The sequence below is a fragment of the Sphingomonas sp. IC4-52 genome (genome assembly GCF_020707225.1).
Taxonomy (GTDB): domain Bacteria; phylum Pseudomonadota; class Alphaproteobacteria; order Sphingomonadales; family Sphingomonadaceae; genus Sphingomonas.
On the sequence record NZ_JAJFEU010000001.1, the window covers coordinates 606,872 to 632,183 of the forward strand.

Here is a 25,312-nt window from a genome sequence, read left to right on the forward strand (position 1 = left end):
GGACCGGATTAGATGAGCGACACCTCGAACGACACGCGCATTCCCCCCACCCCCGAGGCTCTGGCCGCCGATCTCGTTGATCTGCTCGACGTTGAGGAAATCGACACCGATCTCTATCGCGGCCGCCGGTCGAAGGGCGGCGTCGGCCGCGTCTTCGGCGGCCAGGTGATCGCCCAGGCGCTCCAGGCTGCGCAGCGCTCGACTGACGCACCCAAGGTCGCGCATTCGCTGCACGCCTATTTCATGCGGCCGGGCGACGAGAACTTCCCGATCGTCTACCGCGTCGTGCGCGACTTCGAAGGCCGCAGCTTTGCCACTCGCCGCGTCATCGCGATGCAGCGGGGCGCCCCGATCCTGAACCTCGCCTGCTCGCTGCAGGTGCCGGAGGACGGCTTCCACCATCAGGATCGGATGCCCGACGTGCCCCCGCCCGAAGCGCTGCCGACCGAGGCGGAACTGCGCGAGAAGGACGCGGTGAACCTGCCCGAGAAGCAGCGGCGCATGGTCACCCGCCCGCGCCCGATCGAGATCCGCCCGGTCTACCCGCGCAAGTGGTTCAACCCGACGCCGACGGAGCCGATCCAGCACAGCTGGTTCCGCGCCGTCGCTCCAGTCGGCGACGATCCCTCGATGCACCGCGCGATCCTCTCCTACGCGTCCGACATGGCGCTGCTTGGCACCTGCATGCTGCCGCACGGCGTCAACTGGACGACGCCCGGCTTTCAGAGCGCCAGCCTCGACCATTCGGTCTGGCTGCACGAGGATTTCCGCGCCGACGAATGGCTCCTCTACGCCACCGACAGCCCCTGGGCCGGCCACGCCCGCGGCATGAACCGCGGACAGATCTTCACCCAGGATGGCCGCCTCGTCGCCAGCGTCGCGCAGGAAGGTTTGATCCGCCAGCGCACCCCGCGCGCGGAGTAGCTGCGCGCCATACGTCGTCCAGCCTACGACGCCCTCTTCTCGTGGGAAGTCACCCGGCTTCGGACATGTGCTTTCTCCCGCTCCCTCCTGTTTCGAGTGTCAGCATGACGATCGATCGACGCGACTTCCTCACCGGCACTGCCGCTTTTGCCGTCAGCAGCGCCCTGGTTGCCCCAGCACATGCGCAGACGGGTGGTGCCAGCAGCAGCGCCGACACCGCCGCGCTGGCGATCCTCAATCAACAGGCAGAAGCCCTCCTCGCTGCCTACCCGGACGGCGCGGCATACCTTGGTCTCGACAGCGGCAAGCGGATGTCGCTCAAGGGCAAGCTGACCGACCGCAGTGCCACCGCAGAGGCGGCTCGCAGGGATGACGCAGCAAAGCGGCTGGCTCAACTCCAAGCCATCAATCGGGCCGCTCTCTCGCCCACCGTCGCGACCCATGTCGAAACCGTGATCGCCGCCCATGAAATCGCGCTCGAAGGTTGGCGCCGGATGCCGGTAGGCGACATGGCATTCCTGTCGAACAACAACTACCGCTCGACCCCCTATGTGGTGACGCAGGGCAATGGCGCGTTCGTCGACACGCCCGATTTACTTGAGAACAAGCATCAAATCGCAAATCGCGCAGATGCCGAGGCCTATCTTAGCCGGCTTGAGGCCTATGCTGGCCAGCTCGAGGCCGAAACGCGCCGGATACAGGCCGATGCTCGCCAGAACGTGCTGCTGCCAGCTCCCTTCAACGACATCACCGTCGCGCAACTGCGCGCCGGCGCCGCGCAACCAGCCGCCGAGCAGGGCATGATCCGTAGCTTCGCCGACAAGCTCGCCAAGGCTGGCCTGACCGGCAACTGGACGGCTCGCGCCACGGCGATCGTCGATCGCCGCATTGCTCCCGCCCTCGCAAATCAGGCGGATGCCCTCGCTTCCCTACGCCCTCGCGCACCTCAGGATGGGGGAATGTGGCACATGCCCGACGCGGCGGATCGCTACGCCTGGCTGGCGGAGGCGGCCACCACAACAAAGCGCACGCCGGATGAGATACACGAATCCGGGGTTGAACAATGCCGCGCCTATGCCGCCCAGCTAGATCCGCTGCTCCGCGCACAGGGCTTGGCGCAAGGCACACCGGGCGAGCGCCTGGCGGCGCTCGGCAAGCGGCCGGACCTGCTCTACGCCAACACGGACGCAGGGCGCGCGGAATTGCTGGAATACCTAAATACCGTCGTCGCCCGGCTTCGACCGCGCCTGCCGCAAGCTTTCAGCAAGCTCGTACGCGGGAATCTCGTTATCAAGCGGGTGCCGCCTGCCATTCAGAACGGGGCGCCCAACGGGTATGCCGGGCCGGGCGCGCTCGATGGCTCGACGCCGGGAATCTATTACATCAATTTGCGTGACACGGCGAACTGGCCCCGGTTCGAACTCGCAACGCTGACCTTCCATGAGGGTATTCCGGGCCATATCTGGCAGGGCGAATATACTTTCGACTTGCCCCTGATCCGAACTCTCCTAGGCTTCAATGCCTATTCGGAAGGATGGGGCTTGTACGCCGAACAGATTGGGGCGGAGCTGGGTTATTATGAAGACGATCCACTCGGTCGGATCGGCTACCTGCAATCGATGAACTTCCGAGCGGCACGCCTCGTGGTAGATACGGGGCTTCACCACAAGCGCTGGAGCGTCGATCAGGCCGTGCGCTGGCTCATGGCAGCGACCGGATACACTGAAAGCCGCGCCCGTTCAGAGATCAACCGTTACTGCATCTGGCCAGGACAAGCGCTTGGCTACAAGACGGGTCATAACGAGATCAATCGACTGCGCGACCACGCGAAAGCTCGCCTTGCTGGACGTTTCGATGTGCGGGGCTTCAACGATGTTGTGGTGCAAGCCGGCGGGATGCCGCTTGGCGTTCTTGCCAAAGTAGTCGATCGGTGGGTGGCGGCGGAACGTACCTGACCGCCGTAACCGCGTCCTCAAGAAAGGCGGTATGTTCATACCGTCACGTATCGGAAACGAGAATGCCCCCTTTCCGATAGACGTGGCGTTTGAAACCCCGGGGAGCATCAGGCCGTAGTGCGGCCGTATTCCTGCTTGGTTACCGGGTGGCTCGACGACAGGCCGCCATCTACCGCGATCGCCTGGCCGTTGACGTAGCTTGCATCATCCGAGGCAAGGAACAGCGCGACCTTCGCCAGCTCCTCTGGCTGCGCACCGCGCCGCAGCGGGTTGAGCCGCCCGACGCGGTCGATCTTGCCCGCGTCACGGGCGTAATCGAAGACGGACTTGGTCATCCCCGTCTCCGTCAGACCAGGGCAGATCGCGTTGACGCGCACGTTCGATCCCGACAGCTGCTGCGCCGACACCTGGGCGAGGTTGATCACCCCGGCCTTGGACGCGGAATAGGCTGGCGACCCGGCGCCCGAACGGATGCCGGCGACGCTTGCCGTCAGGATGATCGCGCCCTGCCCGCGCTCGGCGATGCGCGGCGCGGCGTGCTTGATCGCCAGAAACGGGCCGATCAGGTTCACGCGCAGCACTTCGGTGATCAGCGCTACGTCCGTATCGAAGATGTTGGCCATGCCACCCGAGATGCCCGCATTGGCGAACATCACGTCGAGCCCGCCGAACTTGTCGCAGGCGAGCGCGACGGTGCGCACGACATCTTCCTCGCTGCCGGCATCCATCTCGATCGCATGCGCCGTACCGCCGGCGGCGCGGATCGCCTCGACCGTCTCCTCCGCCCCCTTCTTGTCGGCCGCGATGACCCGGCCACCCTCGGCGGCAAAAAGCGTTGCGGCGGCGCGGCCGATGCCGGAGCCGGCACCCGTCACGATGATCGATTTGTCGGTGAACCTAGCCATGTCTCACTCCGTTGGCGCCGGCGTGGAAGAAACGCCCCCCGTGCCTCGCTTTATCAATACTTCCGCGCCCCTCACCTGAGGAGCGGCGGGATCAGATCGTCACGCCGCCGTCGATCACCATCGTCTGGCCGGTCATGAAGCCGCTGGCGCGCGACGCGAGATAGACGACCGCGCCCGCGATCTCCTCCGGCTCACCGATGCGGCGCAGCGGCGTCGTGCGATTGCGTTCGGCGACTGCCGCCTCGTCTTCCCATAGCGCCTTGGCGAAATCTGTCTTGATCAGGCCCGGGGCGATGCAGTTCACGCGGATGCCGTGGGCGCCATATTCATGCGCCAGGTTGCGGGCGAGCTGCATGTCGGCCGCCTTGCTGATGCAATAGGCGCCGATCACGGTCGATCCGCGAAGTCCGCCGATCGAAGAGACGATGACGATCGAGCCTTCTCCGCGCTCCTTCATCTCGGGCGCGACCATCGTGATCAGCCAGTGGTTGGAGAGGATATTGTTGTCGAGGATCTTGCGGAACTGCTCGTCCGCGATCCCTTCCTGCGGCCCGTAATACGGGTTGGACGCGGCGTTGCAGACCAGGCAGTCGATCCGCCCGAACTCGCGCCGGCTCTGGTCGACGAGATGCTGCAGCGCCGCCTTGTCGGAGATGTTCGCGGCAATCGCCACCGCCGTGCCCGGCCCGAACCGCGCGTTGATCTCGTCCGCCACCTCTTCGCAGGCATCCTGCTTACGGCTGGAGATCACCACCTTTGCGCCCTGCTCGGCACAAGCGATTGCGCTGGCCTTGCCGATCCCGCGCGAGGATCCGGTGATCAGGACGACCTTGCCGGTCAGATCGAACAAACTCATGGCTCACTCCCCTCCCGCTTGCGGGAAGGGCTGAAGGTGGGCCGGCCCGCAAGTGAATGCATAAAGGGGGAGGAGCATGCCCCTCCCCGATCCGTGCCCGCCGACAGGCAGGCGTTACGCGGTTGCGCCGGCCTTCTGTGCGAACTGCCAGGCCGCATCGGCCAGCATCGGCACGCGTGCGCTGGTCGCCTCGGCATTGGCGCTGGACGCCGTGCCGATCAGGAAGCGCTTGCGGATACCCTGGACGATGGAGGCAAGGCGGAACAGGTTGAACGCCAACAGCCAGTTTAGATCCGGAACGCCATCCCGCCCGGTCTTCTCGCAATAACGCGCGACGACTTCCTCGACGGTCGGGATGCCGGTCTCCGGCCCGGTCAGGCCCATCACGCCCGAACGGCCCTCCGGCTCGGTCACCCAGCTGATCAGGAAATAGCTGAGGTCGGCGAGCGGATCGCCCGTCGTGCAGAGTTCCCAGTCGAGCACCGCGGCGACGCGCGGTTCAAGGCCGGGCGCAAACTTCATATTGTCGCAGCGGTAATCGCCATGGACGATCGTGGTGCGGGTCTGCTCGGGAATGGTACGCGGCAGCCATTCGATCAGCCGCTCCATCGCCGGCATATGCTCGGTCTCGGCACCGCGATACTGCTTCGTCCAGCGGCTCACCTGCCGCTCGAAGTAATTACCCGGCCGCCCGAAATCCTCGAGCCCCGTCGCTTTCAGATCGACATTGTGGAGCGCCGCCAGGGTATCGATCATCGCATTGTAATGCGCGCGCCGGGTGTCGGCATCCATGCCCGGGAAGGCGCCGTCCCAGATCGTGCGGCCGTCCACCATCTCCATGACGTAGAAGGCCGAACCGATGACGCTGTCATCCTCGCACAGGCCATATTGCCGGGGCACCGGGAAGCCGGTCGGGTGGAGCGCGGCCATGACGCGATATTCGCGATCAACCTGGTGCGCGGACGGGAGCAGCTCGCCCATCGGCTTGCGGCGAAGCACGTAGTTGCGCCCCGGCGTCATCAGCTTGTACGTCGGGTTCGATTGTCCGCCGGCGAACTTCGCATAGGTCAGCGGACCCGCGAAGTCCGTGACGTGGGCTTCCATCCAGGTGTAGAGGCGATCGGTGTCCAGCCGATCGCGCTCGCTGATCTCCGCCTGGAGGCCGGTATCTTCCGCCACGGCCGTGCTCATTGATCGAACACGATCACGCTGCGCGTCGCATCGCCCTTGCGGAGTTCGTCGAACGCGTCGTTGATGCGGTTGAGCGGCAGGCGCTCGGCGATGATCGTGTCGAGATCGAGCATGCCGCGCATGTAGAAATCCACCAGGCGCGGGATGTCGACCGGGAAGCGGTTCGACCCCATGATGCCCCCCTGCAGCTTCTTGCCCGACAGCAGCTCCATCGCGGAAAGGCCAACCTTCTGGTCGAGCGGCATCATGCCGAGGATCGTCGCGGTGCCGCCGCGGCGAAGCACGTCGACCGTGGTCTGCGCCGACTGCGGCCGGCCGACAGCTTCGATCGCATGATGGACGCCGCCCTTGGTGAGTTCCACCACTTCGCCGACGACACCTTCCTTCATCGGATCGAAGGTATGGGTCGCGCCCAGCTTCTCGGCGACAGCGCGCTTCTCAGGCACCGGATCCAGGGCGATGATCTTGCCCGCGCCGGCGATCTTCGCGGCATTCACCGCGGCAAGGCCAATGCCGCCGCAGCCGACGACGCAGACCGTCTCGCCCGGCGTCACGTCCGTGGTGTTGAACACGGCGCCGGCGCCCGTCGTCACGGCGCAGCCGATCAGCGCGGCACGGTCGAGCGGCATTTCCGGGTCGATCGCGACGCAGGCATGCTCGTGCACCAGCATCTGTTCGGCATAGGCCGACAGGTTCAGCATCTGGTTGACGTTGCCGCCGTTCGCCAGGCGAAGCCGCGGCTCCGCCGTTGGCCCACGGCGCGTCTCGGCGCTGACGCACAGGAACATGCGGCCCGTGATGCAGAACTCGCAATGGCCGCAGAAGGCGCTGAGGCAGGTGACGACCGCATCGCCAACCTTCACCGTGCGCACTTCATCACCCACCGCCTCGACGATGCCGGCGGCCTCGTGCCCCGGGATCGCCGGCAGCGGATGCGGATAGGCACCGTCGACGAAATGAAGATCGGAACGGCAGACGCCGCACGCGACGGTGCGGATCAGCACCTCGTGCGGGCCGGGCTTGGATACGACGACGTCCTCGATCTGGAGCGGCGCCTTGGTTTCAAAGATGACGGCGGCTTTCACGGTCTCTCTCCATTATTCTCACGAATGATCGTCACCCGGCCGCCAAGCCCGCAACCGCGATGGCTGGCAGCGGGCTCCGGGTCCGGTCCTGTGACGAAAAGGCTCAGCGCGATACGCCGATATCACCACTCGAAATCTCGGCACCGCGCGGCGCGCCGCGATCATTCGCGATCTCCGCCTTCCAGTCGCCGTACTTGCCGAATTCGTTGCGGGCGATGGCGCGGGCGTGAACCTCGTCCGGGCCGTCGGCGAGGCGAAGCGTGCGCTGCGAAGCCCACGCATGCGCGAGGCCATAATCCTCCGCCACACCGCCGCCGCCATGCGCCTGCACCGCATCGTCGAGGATGCGCAGCGCCATGTTCGGCGCGAACACCTTGATCATCGCGATTTCCTGGCTGGCCGCCTTGTTGCCCGCCGCGTCCATCGTCTGCGCTGCCTTGAGGCACAGCAGACGGGTCATCTCGATCTCGATCCGGGCCTGCGCCACGCGCTGCTCCCATACCGAGTGATCGGAAATCCGCTTGCCGAAGGCGACGCGGCTGAGGAGGCGCTTCGCCATCTTCTCCAGCGCCACCTCGGCGACGCCGATCGTGCGCATGCAGTGATGGATGCGGCCCGGCCCGAGCCGGCCCTGCGCGATCTCGAACCCGCGGCCCTCGCCGAGGATGACGCTCTCGACCGGCACGCGCACGTTGGTGAAGCTCACCTCGCCATGGCCGTGCGGCGCATGATCATAGCCATAGACCGAGAGCATGCGCTCGATCTTGATGCCCGGCGTATCCATCGGCACCAGGATTTGGCTCTGCTGCTGGTGGCGCGAACCTTCGAAGCTCGTCTTGCCCATCAGGATGCCGATCTTGCAGCGCGGATCGCCCACGCCCGACGACCACCATTTCACGCCGTTGATCACGTAATGATCGCCGTCACGCTCGATCCGAGTCTCGATGTTGGTGGCGTCGGACGAGGCGACCGCCGGCTCGGTCATCAGGAAGACGGAGCGGATCTCGCCGTTCATCAGCGGGCGAAGCCACTTCTCCTTCTGTTCCAGCGTGCCATAGCGATGCAGCACTTCCATGTTGCCCGTGTCCGGCGCGGAGCAGTTGAAGCACTCGCTGGCCCAGCCGATCTTGCCCATTTCCTCGGCGCACAGCGCATACTCGAGGTTGGTGAGCTGCGTCCCTTCGAACTCGAACGTCTCGTCGACATGCGTCTGGCCCGAGTGCGGCGGCATGAAGAAGTTCCACAGCCCGGCCGCCTTGGCCTTGGCCTTCACCTCTTCGATAACGGGGATCACCTTCCAGCGATCGCCAGTGTGCGCCTGTTCGTGATACTCGGCCTGCCGCGGCGCGATCTCGGCGTCGATGAAGGCCTTCACGCGGTCCCTGAAATAGGTTTCGCGCTCGGTCAGGGTGAAGTCCATAGCATCCCTCCGCTCGATATTTCATCAAAGCTGTAAAGCGTACCGCATCTTCGGACAAGCGCGCGAATCGGTCGAGCCTTCCTTAGTGAGGAAGAGGTGGCCAGCGATAAAGAAAGGGACTGTTCGTTCGAAAAATAGGCGCTAGGATCAGTCGGATGCAGGCTCGGGGGGAACCGGACGGCGACGGAGAGGAGATCGGCACGCGCCGCTTCCGAGCGAAGCGTGAAGCCATCCTCGCCGCAGCTGCCGACGCGATCAACGAACAGAGCGCAAAGGGGATGACCTTCGCGGACGTAGCGCGGCGCGTAGGCCTGAATACCACAAGCGTCACCTACTACTTCAAGCGCAAGGAAGATCTTGCGGCCGCAGCGTTCGAGCATACGCTAGACTATCTCCTGGTCATGCTCGACACCGCTATGGAGGCAGACACGCCGGAGCAGCGGGTGCAGCGGTATCTCGCTCTAAACATGGCCCGCCTGGCGCGGGTGCAACGGGGTGAGGAACGCCAGATCGCTGGGCTGTCCGATCTGCGCGCGATGGAAGATCCGGTTCGCAGCCGCCTCATGGCGGGATGGCGGGAGGTGTTCCGGCGTGCCCGGGCACTGTGGGGACCGGCGGACACTCGCGCACAGACGGATCTGAACGGCGCGCGCGCGCACGTTCTCATGGAAAACACGTTTTGGCTGCCGGTTTGGCTGAGCCGCTACGACATGGACCAGATTGCGCGGGTCGAGGCCTGCGTGATGGATGTGTTTCGTGGCGGCCTTGCTGCCCGCCCCGCGGGCTGGGAACCGCGCACCCTTTCGCTGCCGCAGGACTCAGTTGAAGGCCGCGATGCATTCCTTCACGCCGCCACCCGTTTGATCAACGAGCTTGGCTATCGTGGCGCTTCGGTGCAGCGGATCGCTAGCGAACTCAACGTGACCAAAGGGAGTTTCTACCACCATCTCGATGCCAAGGATGACCTCGTTATTGCCTGCTATCGCAGGAGCTTCGATACGATTTCCGCGGCGCAGAGAATGGCGGACGAGCAGGGCGGAACCCACTGGGAGCGGCTTTGCGCGATGTTCGCGACGCTACTGGAAGTACAGTTTTCCGAGACAGGGCCACTGTTGCGGACGACGGCGCTCAGTGGTCTCCCCATGTCTGTTCGCGCCACTATGGTTGACCGGTCTAACCGGATCGCCCGGCGCTTTGCCGGCACAATCTCCGACGGGATCGCCGAGGGAACGGTCCGCGCCATTGATCCGCTAGTCGCCAGTCAGTTGGTGATGGCGTTCCTTAACGCTGCGTTTGACATGCGGAAGTGGGCTTGGGCGATGCCACGTGATCGTGCAATCGCCCTTTACGCCTCAACCTTGGCGTTCGGCATGTTCGATGATCGAGTCATCCGGCACTGATCAGGATTGAAGAGCGGCACAGCCGCTCGCCTTGATGAGCTAACTTGCGCGCAGCATCAAACTTGGCCGCGCCACGAGCGATACGATGCAAGAAATCGGCGGATAACTAGTCAACGGCTCTTCCTCGTTGAACGTCCGTTTTCATGCAATCGGCCAGCGACCTGCACCTTCCCGGAGCGCTGCCGTGCCCCGGGGTTTGCCAATCTCGCAAGATCTTAAGAGGAGACACCCTACGCTGTTGGCGCCTCCTGGCGCTTCATCAGCACGCCTGCGCGCCAATAATGGAAGATGCCCCAAGGCGTGAGCATCGCCACGGAGAACATCGCCCAACGCAGCGATTCCGCCCCGTACATAGGCTTCAGTGCGTCGCTGATCTGGCCAACCGCGAACGGCCCAAGCCCCAAGCCCAAAAGGCTGGTCGCCAGCAGCGTGAGAGCCGCCCAGGTGGCGCGAAGCCGCAACGGCGCCAGGTGCTGGATCATCGCATAGGTCGGCCCGATATAGGCGCCGGCAAAGATCGCCGCGACAAAGTAGGAACTCAGCGCGAGCCACAGATGATCAACGAAGTAGAAGGCCAGCGCGAAGGGGAACGCCAGGATCTTCATGACCACCACGACGTAGCTCTGAGCGTAAATGCCCTTGTTTTTCGCGGCCCGATCGCAAAGCCAGCCTCCGATCATTGCTGAGAAGCCAGCGACGAAAGCGGCTGGAAGTGCCACGTATTTCGAGACGTCGAGCATGGACATGCCCAGCGAACGCTGCATGTAGCTTGGGCCCCATCCCGTGACCGCATAGCCGACCAGCGACGTGATCGTGATCGCAGCCACCAAGTGGAACGCCGCGCGATTGTGCCAGATCGAAGCGATGCCCTTCCAAAGACCAATTGTAGGCGCGTCGGCCGGTCCAGCGGGGGCCTTGCCGTCCGCTAGCCCACGGCGCGGCTCGACCACGAACAACTTCATGATAACGGCGAGCGCGATGCCGGGCAGACCCACGACCATCATAGCAACGCGCCAACCGTAAGAATGCGCCACGAAACCGCCGATCACCATGCCAAGCCCACCGCCGAGCAACACGCCGAGCGAGTAGATCGCCATCGCGCTTGCGCGCTTTTCCGGCGGGTACAGATCGGCAATGATGGATTGGCTCGGCGGGCCAAATCCCGCTTCGCCGATGCCGACGCCGATACGGGCAAGCATCAGGTGTGTGAAGTTCTGCGCCAGCCCGCAAAGCGCAGTCATTCCGCTCCAGAATGCAAGGCTTATCGCGATGATATTGCTACGGCTCGAGCGATCCGCCAGACGCGCTATTGGCAAACCCAAGGTGGCGTAGAAAAGCGCAAACACGAGCCCCGAGAGCAACCCCAACTGCGTGTCCGAAAGCTTCAGGTCTGCTTTGATCGCCTCCAGCAGGATCGCAAGGATCTGCCGGTCCATGAAGCTGAAGAAATAGGCGATCGTCAGCAGTGCCAGCGTCCAACCTCTCCTGCGAATAGCCCGCGCGTCGCGCTCATCGTGCGACCACGTGGTGCTGGCATCCATGTCATTCTCCTAAACCTTGACCTCGTCGCGACGGCTTAAACAAGCCCCCGCGACAAGTCAGCCTGTCAACCTGGCAGCAATGTTTCGAAACGAACTTCGCCGCTCCATTCGTCAGAATCGCTGCGATACTGCCGCCTTCAACGTGAAACCAAGAGGCGACGCGGTGAAGCTGTCGTAGTTTGGATCCAGTCGTGCAAACGGCGGATCGCGATCGAAGATGTTCACGGCGGACAGCGTGAAGGTCGTTCCGCTATCCAGCGCCAAACGGTAGGTCGCGTCAAAGGTGCGCCACGAGCCGATCTCCTTCCCACGCGTGTTCGCAGCCCCACCGAGCGCGCCAAGGTTAGGCCCGAAAATCGCGGCACCGCGCTGATCAGTGTAGCCATCGACATAGTTGAACTGGAGCCGAAGCGAATGCGGTCCGCTGTCTCCTTGAACGTACCAATTTCCGCGCCACTGCGGAATTGGATAGGAAGTCGTCTGGAAGTTCAGCTTTCCGACTGCATCAAACGCCGGCTGAACCAACACCCCTTCCACCACAAGGTCGTCGACTTTGAAATCGATGACATAAGTAGCGGCGCCGCCGACCAGCAACTCGACGGGGCCAAGCTCACCCCGGTAGTTGGCATTGAAGTCGAGGCCCGAGGTTTTGACATCGGCACTGTTGAACACCTGCGCCCTCAGACGGCTGACGTTGTTGATGCCGCATCCGGCAGCGTTGAACGTGAAGCGAGCCCTCAGCGCTGCATAAGCCGGATTGTCACAATTGGCCGATCCTGTAGCGCCGAACAACGCGTTGGTCAGACCCGAGACCGGTTCGGACTCGATCGGGCCTGCAAACTCATAGCGCCAGTAGTCGAGACTGGCGTTAAAGGGGCCACGGTCGATCAGAACGCCGGCATTATACGTGGTCGCGCTTTCTGGCTTCAGGTTGGGAGCGCCAAACACCTCCACCGCACGGAAACCGGTCCCGATCACCTGGAGCGACACCACAGAACCCGAGAGATTCTGAGGCGGCGGGCCACGGAAGCTCGTACCAACACCACCCCGCAAGCCGAGCCAGTCGGTCAGTTCAACCTTAAGCCGAGCCTGGGGGTCGAACGTGGAGCCCACCGCGCCACCATAATCTTCATACCGCGCCGAAAGCTGCAGATTCACCGCATTGGTGATTGGCACCTGAAGTTCCGCGAAGAGCGCGTAAACATCCGCCTCTGCGTCCTGTTGCGGGTTGGTTCCGAGGAAGCCAAGCGCGCCGGTCTGCGGGTTGCAGGTCGCGTTGGGATTCAGCGGCGTGCCCGGGCACGGATTGATCGCGATGTTCGCGTCGGCGTTCAGACGTCGCTGGAACGTGTTCTTGCGATATTGGCCACCAACCGCGAATCCGATCGCTTCATCAGCCCACAGGCGAAGCCCAGTACGGCCGGAAAGAGACACGTCGCCAACATATTGCTGGGTCCGCAGCTGTGTATTCGGCGTTCGGAAGAACAGGTCGATGGTTGAAGGGTCGTTGATCAGCCCAGCGCCCGGCGTGAGGCTGAAGCCAGCGGGATTACGCGACCCGGCAAAGTTCGGATTGGCGACTCCCGTCACTGCATTCGCGGAGATGGCGGTCGAAAAAGGATTGAAGAACGTACAACCGTTCGTACCTGCCAACCCCGCAAGCTGTGCCGGCGTAAGGCCCGCTCGGGATGCGGTGCTTGCGTATGCGCAGTTCGGCCCACCAAATCCGGCTAACGCATTCTGCAGTAGGTCACCAAACGCGTCGGTACCGTCGTAATCGCGATGATACTGGCTGAAGGTGAACCCCGTAGCAAAGTCGATATCACTGGTAAGCTGAATATTCAGATCAGCAGTAAAACGAAGCGCCTCAGTATCACGCTTTGAAACAGCCGATCCGCGATCATTGCTTCCGTTCTTAAACAACGGGTTGCCGCCGAGCAGAAACGGCCGGAACAACACAGGCAAGCCAATGGCACTATCTAGAGCGCCTGATCCACTTCGCGAGCATCCAGCCTGGGCGCCATAAAGCGCGCAATAATCTTGAAGAGCTGGCGCATAGCCAGGGATCACGAAGAGCGAATTATTCCCGAACGCGGCGTTCGGGGACGGAGGCAGCGTCGGCAGGTAGCTGGGCGAGCTCGTGACGCGTGTGTTGGTGAAGGCGTAAAGGCCAGTAAAACGCAGAGACGCGTTGTCTGCTACGTCGAATTCGCTCTCCACATAAGCTTGTAGCCGCTCCTCAGGTTCGACAAGATTGTCGAACTGACCGAATTGCGTGAAGCAGCGGTCCGTATTTGAACCAGGCGCGCTGCGGAACCCGCCCAGCCCCTCGCAACCTAGGTCCGTGGTCAGATTGATCCCCCCGACCGTGCCGTTGAAGTCAAAGTTGCCCGGATTGCCGCCGCCGGTCCAAGCGCCCTGAGGATTGGTCGGGTACGGCTGAACCGCGAAATCGCGGTCGGTAAAGCGCAGCTCGGATCGACGCTGATACCCGACAGCAGCGAACATGCGGAAGCCGTCCTGCTTGTGTCCAAAGGAGGCAGCAGCGCCATAGTCCCCCTTTGAACCATCGATCCACCGGTAGTCGCCCGAAACCAGGAAGCCTTCCTGATCAGTACGGGTGATGAAATTGACCACGCCCGCGATCGCGTCCGAGCCGTAGGTCGCCGCGGCACCATCCTTCAGGATCTCGATCCGGCCAATTGCCGCCGCCGGGAACATGTTGACGTCCACAATCGGGATACCCAGGCCGGAGGGAACCATCCGCTTGCCGTTTAGTAACACCAGCGTGCGCTGAGGGCCGAGGCCGCGCAGGTTAACTGACGCGACGCCTTCAGAGCCCTGCGCGCGATTGTCGAACTGGTTTGCATCACCAACCGTGCCGTTCGCGACAGTGAGATTTTTCAGGAGATCGACTGCGGTTGGGGCGCCCTGCTTTGCGAGCTCTTCGCTGGATATCACGTCAACTGGAACGGCGAGGTTCTCTGGCGTGCCGCGGATCAAAGTGCCAGTAACGACGATATCGGGCGCCGATGTGGCTTCGTTTACATCAGGAGAGGCCTGCGCGGGGACTGGATCACCGCCAATCTGCGCCTGTGCCGTGCCCATCGCGAGTACCCAGGCAAGCGCCGACGCACTCACCCGGACGAAAGCCGCTTTCGCCATTCCTTCTCTCCCAATGTTGGTTGGCATCTATGTGCGCCATACCCAGTCATCGAATAGACGACGCGGGTTCCGCCACGTCAAGCAGGAAAGTACGGGAATATCCGAGTTGAAATAAAAAAGCGGCGGCGGTCAGATGAGACCGCCGCCGCCATACCGTTTATTTTGGAACGCGTATTAATATCCATTGAGCCGCGCGAAACGATCACGATGGTAGGACGCCGTACCCCACATGGTCTCGAGCGTCGCTGCGCGTTTCAGATAGAGACCAGCATCATATTCATCAGTCATGCCGACGCCGCCGTGAAGCTGAACCATCTCGCGACTGACAAGCCGAAGCGTGTCATTTGCGATCGCCTTTGATAGGCTCACGGCCTGATCGACATCGGAGCGCCCGGCATCAATCGCTTCCAGCGCGCCTTCAACCGCCGATCGCATGAGCTCCAACTCGGTCTTCATCTTCGCCATGCGGTGCTGCAGCGCCTGGAAAGTGGAAAGGACCTGTCCGAACTGGACACGCTGCTTCAGGTAGTCGAGCGTCTGATTGAACGCACTATCGGCCATTCCCAGCATTTCAGCAGCACTGACTGCCGTTGCGCGATCAACAATCGCTTGGGTCAGCTCAGTGCCGCCAAGCTTTTCCGCGGGCGCACCATTAAAGGTCACATCCGCATGGCTGCGATTGTCCACCATCTTTCGCGTGGAAACCGATACGCCCTCGCCCTTGGCGACCAGGTACAAGCCATCCTCAGCCGCCACGACGAAGACGTCGGCGCCGTCGCCCTCGGCCACAAAGCGCTTCATGCCGGTCAGTTTGCCCGCCGAAACGGAAGCCGAGATTTGGCCACCGTGAACCGGAGCCTCGTCGATCGCTAGGGTTGCGACCGCCTCTCCGGACGCAAGCTTGGCCAGCCACTCGTTCTTGGCAGCATCAGAGCTGCCCATCACGATTGCGCTTGCCGCAACAGCGGTCGAGGCAAGCGGTGACACCGCAAGGTTCCGGCCGAGCTGCTCAACCACCAGCCCCAAGGAAAGATAACCAAAGGCTGATCCGCCAAACTCCTCAGGGATAACCACGCCGGCCCAGCCCATCTGACCGATCGTCGTCCAAGCCTCCGCGTCAAACCCCTTGGCAGGGGCTGCGTCGCGCAACTTGCGGAAGGCAGAGACGGGGGACTCATTGTCCGCCCACTCGCGAGCCATGTCCCGCAACATCACCTGTTCGTCGTTCAACACCGCCATGTCTTCAAACCCCACTCAAAGGACTTGCCGGGGAGGAGGAGTATCTGGCGCACTCCTCCTCGACCCGGCCCTCTCCGACGCGTGTCTTCCCGCGCCTAACCGAACTCACTGGTGATCGAGCATTCCGAGGATGCGTTTCGCAATCACGTTGTTCTGGATCTCGGACGAACCGCCGTAGATCGAGACCGCCTTGCCCCACAGCCAGGTACGGGTCTGGGCAAGCTCTTCCTGGCTGAAGCCCTCCCCTTCCCAGCCAAGACCTTGCATGCCCATGATTTCAATGGCCAGCTCGGCACGATCCTGGGTGATGCGAGCTCCAACGTTTTTCATGACGCTGGTTGCCGCAGATGGGCCAGCATTGCCGTTGGCCTCCAACGCCGCGCGGCGGAGGGTCAGCGCAAAAGCGCGCTGATCCATCTCATGCTTGATGATGCGCGTTCGCAAATCGCTATCGGCGAGCCTGCCTTCGGCATCAACTTCACGATACTTTTTGGCAATCGCCGGAATCTGCTCACCCTGATTCATGCGACCCTGCGAGCCGCCGCCGCCGGAGAGCGAGTTGCGCTCGTGCTGCAAGAGGCGAGTGCCGATCTCCCAGCCCTGACCTTCATGACCAACCAGGTTTTCTTTCGGCACCTTCACGTTGGTGAAGAACGTCTCGCAAAAGGGAGACGCGCCGGAAATCAGCTTAATCGGCCGAGTTTCAACGCCCTCCGCGTCCATATCAATCAGGAGGAAGCTGATGCCAGCGTGCTTCTGGGTCTTGTCGGTACGAACGAGCGCGAAGCACTTGTCGGCCCATTGCCCGCCCGAGGTCCAGGTCTTCTGGCCGTTGACGATATAATGATCGCCCTTGTCCTCGGCGAAAGTCTGGAGACTTGCCAAGTCCGAACCTGCGCCCGGTTCGGAATAACCCTGACACCAGCGCACCTCACCGCGAACGATGCCAGGAATATGCTGCCGCTTCTGTTCTTCGCTGCCATATTCGAGGAGCGTCGGGCCGAACATCATCACGCCCATGCCGCCGATCGGGTTCCAAGCCCCGATGCGCATCATCTCTTCGCCAAGCACCCGCGCCTGCTCACGCGTCAGCCCGCCGCCGCCGTACTCGCTCGGCCAGGTCGGCACTCCCCAGCCCTTTTCGCCCATCGCTTCGCGCCAGGCCTTCTGCTCCGGAGTTTCATCCGTCGGCCCATCCACCGCGGACATAGCGTTGTCCTTCCCGCGAAGACTTTGCGGGAAATTGGCCTCCAACCACGCGCGCGCTTCCTGGCGGAAGCTATCGAGCGAGTCGGTCGGACGGTCTAGTTCGGCGGCACTTGCCATCAATCGGTTCTCCGGAGCCCATTCTGAAGATCGGGTATGGTCGAGACATGGCACGTTTTACGTGCCAAGCAAAGAGACAAGGTAAGCCTGCTCGGCTAGTGGAACCATGGGAGCGCCAGAGCGATGCGATTTGAACACCGAGCCGTCCCGGTGGCTGTCATTGCCATGCTGATCGACTCGATAGGCTTCGGGATCGTATTGCCGGTACTGCCCTCACTGATCGTTGAGCTCGGGCAGGTATCCCTTGCGGACGCCTCTCGGATCGGCGGCTACATGTTGGCCGTTTATGCGGTCACGCACTTCTTCGCCGGGCCGGTGATCGGGAGTCTTTCGGACAGATTTGGTAGGCGGCGTGTATTGCTCGCCAGCTTGGGTTGCTTCGGCATAGATTATGCCCTCATGGCGGCCGCACCTTCGCTCAGCTGGCTATTTGCGGGGCGCGCGATCGCTGGCATCGCAGGGGCTACCTACGGGCCGGCAAATGCGGTGATTGCTGACGTCACCCCTCCCGAAAAGCGCGGCGCGGCGTTCGGCCTGCTGGGCGCCGCATTCGGAGGGGGCTTTATCCTCGGTCCGGCGATCGGCGGACTGTTGGCGGATTTCGGCTCGCGAGCGCCGTTTTTGGCCGCCGCCTCATTGGCGTTTTTCAACATGGGCCTGATTGTGGCGTTCATGCCGGAAACCCTGCCGGAAGAGCGTCGTCGCCCCTTTGATTGGAAGCGCGCCAACGCCATCGGCGCCTTTGCTCCACTGTTCCAGAGCCGGGGAGCCACCGCCCTGCTCGCGGGCGCACTTGTTTGGCAAATCGCTCATATGGTTTACCCCTCCACCTGGACCTTCTTTGCCGAAATTGCACTTGGCTGGGACGCGAAAGCGGTCGGCTGGTCGCTCGCCGCCAGCGGGCTGGCAATGATGTTCGCTCAGGTCGCCCTGATCCGTCCGGCCATCAAGCATTTCGGAGAAGAGCGCACCGTGCTCATCGGGTTGGTCAGCGGCGCACTTGTATTTGGCGGATACGTTTTCGCGCGCCAGGACTGGCAGATATATACTCTGATCGGCGCGGGAGCGCTCACCGGCCTCGTTTTCCCGTCAGTCAACGCGCTCCTGTCCTCCCGCGTCGACGTTTCGAACCAGGGGGCGCTTCAAGGCGGAATGGCCAGCCTCGCGAGCGTCGCTGCGATTGTCGGCCCGCTGACAATGACTCAGGCTTTGGCGTTCGGAGCGGAACGAGGGCAGCCAGGCAGCGCCTTTATCCTCGCCTCCACGCTGTGTTGCATTACGTTTTGCATCTTCTTGTTTGGCGTCGGTCATCGGCGAAGACAGCTTGCCTGACAAACCATGCCCGACCATCTGTTGCGAGACGTGAAGGAGGGACGCATGATCGATCTATATTATTGGCCCACGCCGAATGGTCACAAGATCACGCTTTTTCTTGAGGAAACTGGCCTCGATTATACCATCAAATCAGTGAACATCGGCACTGGTGAGCAATTCCAGGCAGACTTCCTGAAGATCGCTCCGAACAACCGTATGCCCGCCATCGTTGATCATTTGCCCGTCGACGGGGGCGCCCCGGTGTCCGTCTTCGAGTCAGGCGCGATACTGCTGTACCTCGCCGAAAAAACCGGGCTGTTCGGTGGCGGCGATGTGCGTGCCCGTGCCGAAGTGAACCAGTGGCTGATGTGGCAAATGGGCGGTCTGGGCCCCATGCTGGGACAGAACCACCATTTCCGGAATTATGCGCCAGAGCAGGTGCCTTATGCGATCGAACGCTATCTGAACGAAACCAATCGCCTTTACGGGGTGCTTGATCGGCGATTGGCCGACCGGCCGTACGTGGCGGGGGAACAATATTCCATTGCCGACATGGCCAGTTATCCGTGGATCCTGCCCGAAGCGCAAGGGCAAGACCTTGCCGACTTTCCGAATGTGGCTCGTTGGCATGCCGACATCAAAGCACGGCCTGCGACCGAACGAGCCTACGCCAAGGGCAAGGAGGTCCAGCCGCAACCATCGCCGATGAGCGACGAGGCAAAGAAGGTGCTGTTCGGACAGACGGCGAAAACTGGGCGCTAAGCATTGCGATCTAGCTGGAGGGTGACCGCATCTCCTTAACGCCAGAGATGCGGTCATCGTCAGTGGATCACGCCTGCCTTCGTGTGAGTTTCGGCCCTCGCCTCTTGTTCAACCTTCACGTCCAGGTCGTCGGCTTCCACCGGTATCCAGATGGAATCCGGCATCTACCCGCAGGACCTCTCCAGTGATCGCCTTGCCTGCGGGATCCAGCAACATCTCGATCGGCCCGGCAATATCCTCCGCCTGCGGTGCCATTGCCATCGGCGTGCGGCGGGCGATCGTCTGGTCCAGCTTGGCCTTTCCTTCCTGGCCTAAAGCTTTCTCGAACCATCCTGTTCCGACGTAGCCAGGCGCTACGGCGTTAACACGGATAGCTGGGGCAAGAACGCGCGCCAGACTTTGCGTCATGGTGATCAGCGCCCCTTTGGACGCAGCATAGGCGATGGACGAGCCGACCCCATGAAGACCGGCAATAGAGGCCACATTCACAACGGCGCTCATTGGACCTTCCTGCATGGCCGGCACGCACGCCCGTACCATCTGAAAGGCGGCAATGGTGTTCAGCCTGTAGATATCGACAAAATCTTCCGCATCGAGGCCATGCAGATCCTCATGAACAACGTGCTTGGTTCGGCCTGCATTGTTCACCAGAAAGTCGATGCGCCCGAACGTCTCCTGGGCCGCCTCCGCAAGTTTCCTGCACTCCGCGTCGTCAGCGATATCGGCCTGAACCGCGATGGAGCCGTTCGCGAGCTCGCGCGCCAGTGCCTCCGCTTCGTCGCGGCTATGCGCGTAGTTAATGACGCATCGCACACCGCGCGCTGCAAGCCGGCGGACCACCGCGGCACCGATCCCGGTTCCGCCACCGGTTACGATCGCAACCCCTCCCTGCATATCACCCTCCATGAATTTGAATGTCGCGTATGGCATTCGGAAGAGCCTGCCGCTAGCGACGTCGCATGGAGAGTATCGCAGACCAGCTGGCACAGCCTTTCGGCACGCTGCCCGATCTGATCCGGCGCCACGCCGCCGTTCAGCCAGACAAGATCGCCATAACCGATGGCGATGACGAACTGACCTATCGCGAGTTGGACTCGGTGATGGATCGCGGTGTAGCAGCGCTCCAGCGCGACGGCACAACTCAGGGCCAGGCAGTTGCGATGGTGAGCTATCCCAGCGTAGCGCAAGCGGCTGTGTTCCTCGCAGCTGTGAGAGCGGGCTCGATCGCCGCGCCCATTCAGCCGTCGGCAACCCCCGAACAAATCGCGGGCATGATCAGGGACAGTGGCGCGAACCTCGTGTTCCTTGATGCCGCGAATGCCGGAGCACTTGCTTCCGAAAGTCTGGACGCGAAAGTCGTAATGCTGGAGGAGCTTGAGGACTGGCTGGCCCCCGAGGGAACAAGCGCGGAAGCAGTGACGATCAAGCCCGACGATGGCTTCAACATCATCTACTCTTCTGGCACCACAGGTATCCCGAAAGGGATCGTTCAAAGCCACGCAATGCGGTGGCAGCATCTGTCACGTAACAGCGCAGCTGGTTTTGACACTGCGGTGACACTGCTCGCCACGCCACTCTATTCGAACACTACGCTCGTCAGCTTCCTTCCCACCGTCGCATGGGGCGGCACCGCAGTGCTGATGAAGAAGTTCGACGCTCATCGATATCTGGAGCTCGCCCAGCATTATCGCGCCACGCACACGATGCTCGTGCCGGTTCAATATCAGCGGATCATGGCGCTGCCGGATTTTAGCAGCTTTGATCTGTCATCGTTCCGGTTCAAAACGTGCACGTCTGCCCCATTCAAGGCCGAACTGAAGCGCGATGTGGTGAACCGCTGGCCCGGCAAACTGGTCGAATATTACGGTATGACCGAAGGAGGAGCTTCATTCATTCTCGTCGCGGACGAGTTTCCGGACAAGCTTCACACGGTAGGTCGCCTGTCGCCCGGACATGAAGCGATCCTCCTGGACGACGAGGGGCGCGAAGTTGCGCCCGGCGAAATGGGCGAGATCGTGGGCCGCTCACCGGCGATGATGAACGGTTACCACAAGCGCGAAGGCGCGACGAGAGATGCCGAATATTATGACGCCGCTGGGAACCGGTGGATCAGGCATGGCGATGTCGGCAGGTTCGATGAAGACGGATTCCTGATCCTGATGGATCGCAAAAAGGATATGATCATCTCGGGCGGCTTCAACATCTACCCGTCTGATTTGGAGGCTGTCCTTGCCGAACACCCGGCCGTGGCGGATTGCACCGTCGTCGGGGTGCCCAGCGACGAGTGGGGCGAAACGCCCGTCGGCTTCTATGTGCCGCGAGCAGGCGCCACCGAAAGTCCGGAGGAAGTTCGCGCAACAACGAACGCCAAGCTCGGGAAAACGCAGCGACTTTCGGCGCTTTACGTCACGGACGAGTTGCCACGCAGCGCGATCGGCAAGGTGTTGAAGCGGGAGCTGCGCGACCGGCTCGCGGCAGGGGAATTTCGGGGGAAGACTGCATGACAAGCCTGAAGACGATTTTGGACAATTTGGTGCCAGTGGCCGATGGCACCGGGTGGCGCGGCGAGATACCGGAAAGCTGGCTGCAAGGCCGCACGGCCTATGGTGGAATGTCAGCGGCAGTGGCGCTTCATTGCGCGATGCAGTCCGATGTCGATCTACCGCCACTTAGGTCCGCGCAGGTCAGCTTCATTGGCCCACTCGCCGGTCCCATCCTGGTAACGACCCACCGACTGAGGCGTGGGAAAAACGCGGCATTCATTCAGGCAGACATAGAAAGCGAAGCCGGCCTTGGGCTGCGTTGTACTTTCGTCTTCATGCGCGCAATCGACAGCGAAGTCGATTACGCCACCACCACTGTGCCGGACTTCCCACGTCCGGGTGCGGGGGAAAAGACCTTCAAGGGCAATGCCCATGTAGCCTTCACCCAAAACTTCGAGTTCCTTGATCGCCGGGAAGGTCCCAATCTGCAGCCGGCCGAGTGGCTGCGTTGGACACGCCTTAATGAGCGTGAGGGTATCGACCCGATGGTAGAGCTGATCGCGGTGGGCGATTGCTTGCCCCCAGCAGCTCTGCGTCTGCTCGGCCGGAACGTCCCGATGAGCTCAATGACGTGGATTCTCAACGTGCTCGGCCCGACACCTAGCACGCAGGACGGATGGTGGCTGTTACGATCAAACGCTGACTACGCCCGATCCGGAAGCTCATCGCAACAGATGGGGATCTGGAATAGCGCGGGTGAGATGGTGGCGGAACAGATGCAGTCGGTTGCCGTGTTTGCCTAAACGGGTGAGGGTTCGCGCGCAGTCGCGACCCTCTTGTCCCGCCTCCCAGGGCCGACTTGGGCGCGACAAGTTGCGACAGTTTGTATGCGGCACGGCACAGTCGTGCGACAGAGTGGTTTCATATCGGGCCTCATCGACGGACATCTGCTCCGTTCAGACAAAGGACCTGTAGTTAATGAAACGCTTCATCATCGCCGCCGCGCTTAGCGCCACAACCCTTGCCGGGGTGGCGGTTGCACAGAACGTGCCCCAGCCGGGTACCATTTCAGCACGTGGGCCAGCCAAGGCAGACACCAACAGAGATGGCATTGTCACTCGTGCGGAAGCGAGCGCGGCCGCAGATGCGATGTTCGCGCGCATGGACAAAAATCGCGACGGCAAGATCTCCGCGGACGAGCGACGGGGCCGTGGTGGAGCAAACGCGCCGGAGATGACGCAGCAGCAGTTTCGTGAGCGGGCGCTGAAGCGCTTCGAACTTGCTGACGCCAACCGCGATGGTCGCCTTGATCAAGCGGAGCGCCAAGACCTCCGAGGCAAGCGCGGGGAGCATCGCCGCGGTCGCATGGCGCATCAGGGTGGCCGCGGTGAGCACGGCATGGGAATGATGATGCGGGCTGATACCAACCGGGACGGAGTCCTGACGAAGACGGAGGTGATTGCCGCTGCCACCGCGATGTTCGACCGGGTTGATACCAATCGCGACGGCCGCATCGACCAATCCGAACGCGGGGCTGCACGCGCGAAGATGGGACATCGGCCGAGCGCAAGTACCGACGCCCCGCTAGCGAAATAAGCTCAATCACAATCAGCGCGCCGGGCGACAACGCCCGGCGCTTTTCGTCGGAGAGCGACATGCTAGACGGCAATCCCATGTCCGATACGCCTCACCTGCTGCTCGTGGATGACGAGCGTTCGATCCGCGAGCCACTCGCGCAATATCTCACGAAACAGGGCTTTCGCGTTACGCAGGTCGGCGACGCCGAGGCAGCTCGCACTCGGCTGGGAGCTTACGCCATCGATCTGGTGGTGCTCGACATTATGATGCCTGGCGAGGATGGGCTCAGTCTCTGTCGTTACATCCGTGCGACCAGCGATACGCCAGTTATCCTCCTTACCGCTCGAACAGAAGAAACTGACCGGATCGTCGGACTGGAGATGGGCGCCGACGATTACATGATAAAACCCTTTTCGCCGCGCGAGCTGGCCGCACGCATCAAGGTAGTGCTTAGGAGACTTCAGGCCGGAGGCACACGCCAGCACGCGCCCGACGCCGCGGCTTACGCGTTTGCGGGCTGGGTACTGAAAACCGGTGAACGCACGCTGGTGGACCAGGAGGGCGTCGCAGTTCCGCTTTCCACAGGGGAGTTCAACCTGCTGCACGCCTTGGTGACACGCCCTCGTCAGGTGCTCACTCGCGATCAGTTGCTGGACCTCACCCAAGGGCGAGAAGCCGCGGCTTTCGACCGAGCCATCGACAATCAAGTGAGCCGACTTCGCAAGAAGATCGAAACCGACGTGAAAAATCCGCAATTGATCAAGACGGTATGGGGCGGCGGTTACACGTTGGCTACGGAAGTCACTCGCTTGTGAGACTACCCTTCCCTCGTAATCTCTCGGGTCAGCTGGCACTTCTGCTGGCATTGGCGCTATTCGCTGCCCAGGCGATCAATCTGGCGCTGGTACTACGGGAGCGAGCGAGCTTCCGATTAGCGCAAGCGACGCGCCCAGCAGCGGTTCGCATCGCTGATGCCCTCGATCACAGTGGTAATCGGACCGCCGTTGCCGAGCGTAGCCGCGTGCGCCGGCACAACATCAATCCGATTCCACCTGAACTTCAGAGGATGCCCGAAGTTGCGGCAGAACTGAAAGCCCAGCTGTCGGAACTGGGCGTCTCTGTGGATCGCATCGACACAGGCATCCGTCCACGCGAGGTAAGACCAAGCCGTCATGATCATCGTTTGATCGGCCGCACCTCTGACACGCTGATGATCGCCGTGCAGCTGCGTGCAGGTACATGGATCACGACGAACTCATCCTGGCCCCGGCGAGACAATCGAATTTTGTGGGCCCTACTATCCCAAACTCTCATCATCTATATCCTTATTCTGTTGCCGGTTCTGTGGATTGCGCGGCGGATCTCACGCCCCTTGAGAGGTCTGGCGGGTGCAGCGCGAACCTTTGCTCCGGGCAAGGGAATGCCGGCACTAGCTGTAGAAGGCCCGGGAGACGTGCGGGACTTGATCCTTGCATTCAACGGGCTCGCGCAGCGCGTAGCCGCCATGCTTGATGAAAAAGATCGGATGTTGGGAGCGATCGGGCACGATCTCCGCACTCCGCTCGCTGCGCTGCGCGTCCGCATCGAATCGGTCGAGGACGAGCAGGATCGTGCACGAATGGCGGAAACAATCGCGGAAATGAGCCGAACGCTAGACGACATCCTTTCACTCGCGCGACTGGGACGCCCCAGCGAACCGATCACCGAAGTTGATCTGGCGGCGTTGGTCGATGCCGTCGTGGAAGACTTTCGCGATTTGGGCGCAGAGGTGCTGTTCGAAGACAGCGAGCGGTTGCGTATGCAGCTGCGCCCGACTCTATTTCGACGCGCAATACGGAACTTGATTGAGAATGCGATCAAATACGCCGGATCTGCCGAAGTGATGATCTCACCGGAAGCAAGCCACATCCGAGTGTGTGTAGCCGATCGAGGACCAGGTATTCCCGAGGCCGGCCTTACATCCGTTTTTGATCCGTTTACTCGCCTGGAAACGTCCCGAAATCGTGAGACCGGCGGTATCGGTCTTGGTCTCGCGCTGGCTCAAGCCATTGTACAGGACGCGGGCGGTACAATCCGCCTTTCCAACCGAGCCGGTGGCGGGTTGATGGCGATTATCACTCTACCGCTTCCCCCAACTGCGCACCCCTGAGCGCACTCGCGCCGACACT

20 protein-coding genes are annotated in these 25,312 nt (G+C 62.1%); 10 read left to right on the top strand and 10 right to left on the bottom strand.

The features are described 5' to 3' along the window. Positions 1-12 precede the first annotated feature (12 nt). Complete coding sequence (locus LK535_RS02990) at positions 13-924, top strand: acyl-CoA thioesterase (RefSeq protein WP_227770392.1); 912 nt, start codon at positions 13-15, stop codon at positions 922-924. A gap of 104 nt (positions 925-1,028) precedes the next feature. Then, a complete protein-coding gene (locus LK535_RS02995) occupies positions 1,029-2,879 on the top strand; it encodes a DUF885 domain-containing protein (protein WP_227770393.1) in 1,851 nt (616 codons plus the stop codon). Positions 2,880-2,986: 107 nt separating this feature from the next. On the opposite strand, the gene LK535_RS03000 is transcribed toward LK535_RS02995, so the two are convergent. The 5 genes from LK535_RS03000 to LK535_RS03020 form a co-directional block, all read right to left on the bottom strand. After that, positions 2,987-3,784: an SDR family NAD(P)-dependent oxidoreductase gene (locus tag LK535_RS03000; protein WP_227770394.1), complete on the bottom strand. Its 798-nt coding sequence runs from the start codon at positions 3,782-3,784 to the stop codon at positions 2,987-2,989. 91 nt (positions 3,785-3,875) lie between these two features. Further along, a complete protein-coding gene (locus tag LK535_RS03005; RefSeq protein ID WP_227770395.1) occupies positions 3,876-4,640 on the bottom strand; it encodes an SDR family NAD(P)-dependent oxidoreductase in 765 nt (254 codons plus the stop codon). Positions 4,641-4,754: 114 nt separating this feature from the next. Next, positions 4,755-5,831 carry a phosphotransferase family protein gene (locus tag LK535_RS03010; RefSeq protein ID WP_227770396.1) on the bottom strand — a complete coding sequence of 359 codons (1,077 nt, stop codon included), beginning with the start codon at positions 5,829-5,831 and terminating at the stop codon, positions 4,755-4,757. Further along, positions 5,828-6,916 carry a Zn-dependent alcohol dehydrogenase gene (locus LK535_RS03015; protein WP_227770397.1) on the bottom strand — a complete coding sequence of 363 codons (1,089 nt, stop codon included), beginning with the start codon at positions 6,914-6,916 and terminating at the stop codon, positions 5,828-5,830. Before LK535_RS03015 ends, LK535_RS03010 begins: the two co-directional genes overlap by 4 nt. Before the next feature lie 103 nt (positions 6,917-7,019). Then, the gene (locus tag LK535_RS03020; protein ID WP_227770398.1) at positions 7,020-8,336 is read right to left on the bottom strand and encodes an acyl-CoA dehydrogenase family protein; all 1,317 of its coding nucleotides are present in this window, start codon (positions 8,334-8,336) and stop codon (positions 7,020-7,022) included. A 155-nt stretch (positions 8,337-8,491) separates the two neighbouring features. Here LK535_RS03020 and LK535_RS03025 point away from each other — a divergent pair, with 155 nt between their 5' ends. After that, complete coding sequence (locus tag LK535_RS03025) at positions 8,492-9,736, top strand: TetR/AcrR family transcriptional regulator (protein WP_227770399.1); 1,245 nt, start codon at positions 8,492-8,494, stop codon at positions 9,734-9,736. A gap of 230 nt (positions 9,737-9,966) precedes the next feature. Here the strand turns inward: LK535_RS03025 and LK535_RS03030 are convergent, their stop codons facing one another. From LK535_RS03030 to LK535_RS03045, 4 genes are all read right to left on the bottom strand, one after another. Then, positions 9,967-11,277: a spinster family MFS transporter gene (locus LK535_RS03030; RefSeq protein WP_227770400.1), complete on the bottom strand. Its 1,311-nt coding sequence runs from the start codon at positions 11,275-11,277 to the stop codon at positions 9,967-9,969. Positions 11,278-11,388: 111 nt separating this feature from the next. After that, positions 11,389-14,442, bottom strand: a complete 3,054-nt coding sequence (locus LK535_RS03035; RefSeq protein WP_227770401.1) for a TonB-dependent receptor plug domain-containing protein — start codon at positions 14,440-14,442, stop codon at positions 11,389-11,391. A 174-nt stretch (positions 14,443-14,616) separates the two neighbouring features. Then, positions 14,617-15,681 carry an acyl-CoA dehydrogenase family protein gene (locus tag LK535_RS03040; protein ID WP_227770402.1) on the bottom strand — a complete coding sequence of 355 codons (1,065 nt, stop codon included), beginning with the start codon at positions 15,679-15,681 and terminating at the stop codon, positions 14,617-14,619. Positions 15,682-15,786: 105 nt separating this feature from the next. Then, the gene (locus LK535_RS03045; RefSeq protein ID WP_227770403.1) at positions 15,787-17,007 is read right to left on the bottom strand and encodes an acyl-CoA dehydrogenase family protein; all 1,221 of its coding nucleotides are present in this window, start codon (positions 17,005-17,007) and stop codon (positions 15,787-15,789) included. A 165-nt stretch (positions 17,008-17,172) separates the two neighbouring features. Here LK535_RS03045 and LK535_RS03050 point away from each other — a divergent pair, with 165 nt between their 5' ends. Both LK535_RS03050 and LK535_RS03055 read left to right on the top strand, forming a co-directional pair. Next, positions 17,173-18,339: an MFS transporter gene (locus tag LK535_RS03050; protein ID WP_227770404.1), complete on the top strand. Its 1,167-nt coding sequence runs from the start codon at positions 17,173-17,175 to the stop codon at positions 18,337-18,339. A gap of 45 nt (positions 18,340-18,384) precedes the next feature. Then, entirely contained in the window at positions 18,385-19,083 is a 699-nt protein-coding gene (locus LK535_RS03055) for a glutathione binding-like protein (protein WP_227770405.1), read from the top strand. Between the two features lie 108 nt (positions 19,084-19,191). On the opposite strand, the gene LK535_RS03060 is transcribed toward LK535_RS03055, so the two are convergent. Further along, positions 19,192-19,977 carry an SDR family NAD(P)-dependent oxidoreductase gene (locus tag LK535_RS03060; RefSeq protein ID WP_227770406.1) on the bottom strand — a complete coding sequence of 262 codons (786 nt, stop codon included), beginning with the start codon at positions 19,975-19,977 and terminating at the stop codon, positions 19,192-19,194. A 65-nt stretch (positions 19,978-20,042) separates the two neighbouring features. On the opposite strand from LK535_RS03060, the gene LK535_RS03065 reads away from it, so the two are divergent. From LK535_RS03065 to LK535_RS03085, 5 genes are all read left to right on the top strand, one after another. Further along, positions 20,043-21,587 (top strand): class I adenylate-forming enzyme family protein, encoded by a 1,545-nt coding sequence (locus LK535_RS03065; RefSeq protein ID WP_227770407.1) that lies wholly within the window; start codon positions 20,043-20,045, stop codon positions 21,585-21,587. After that, positions 21,584-22,369 (top strand): thioesterase family protein, encoded by a 786-nt coding sequence (locus LK535_RS03070; protein ID WP_227770408.1) that lies wholly within the window; start codon positions 21,584-21,586, stop codon positions 22,367-22,369. Before LK535_RS03065 ends, LK535_RS03070 begins: the two co-directional genes overlap by 4 nt. A 175-nt stretch (positions 22,370-22,544) precedes the next feature. Further along, positions 22,545-23,162, top strand: a complete 618-nt coding sequence (locus LK535_RS03075) for an EF-hand domain-containing protein (RefSeq protein ID WP_227770409.1) — start codon at positions 22,545-22,547, stop codon at positions 23,160-23,162. Positions 23,163-23,239: 77 nt separating this feature from the next. Further along, positions 23,240-23,959 (top strand): response regulator, encoded by a 720-nt coding sequence (locus LK535_RS03080; protein ID WP_227770410.1) that lies wholly within the window; start codon positions 23,240-23,242, stop codon positions 23,957-23,959. Continuing rightward, complete coding sequence (locus LK535_RS03085; RefSeq protein ID WP_227770411.1) at positions 23,956-25,293, top strand: ATP-binding protein; 1,338 nt, start codon at positions 23,956-23,958, stop codon at positions 25,291-25,293. Before LK535_RS03080 ends, LK535_RS03085 begins: the two co-directional genes overlap by 4 nt. The last annotated feature ends 19 nt before the right edge of the window (positions 25,294-25,312 follow it).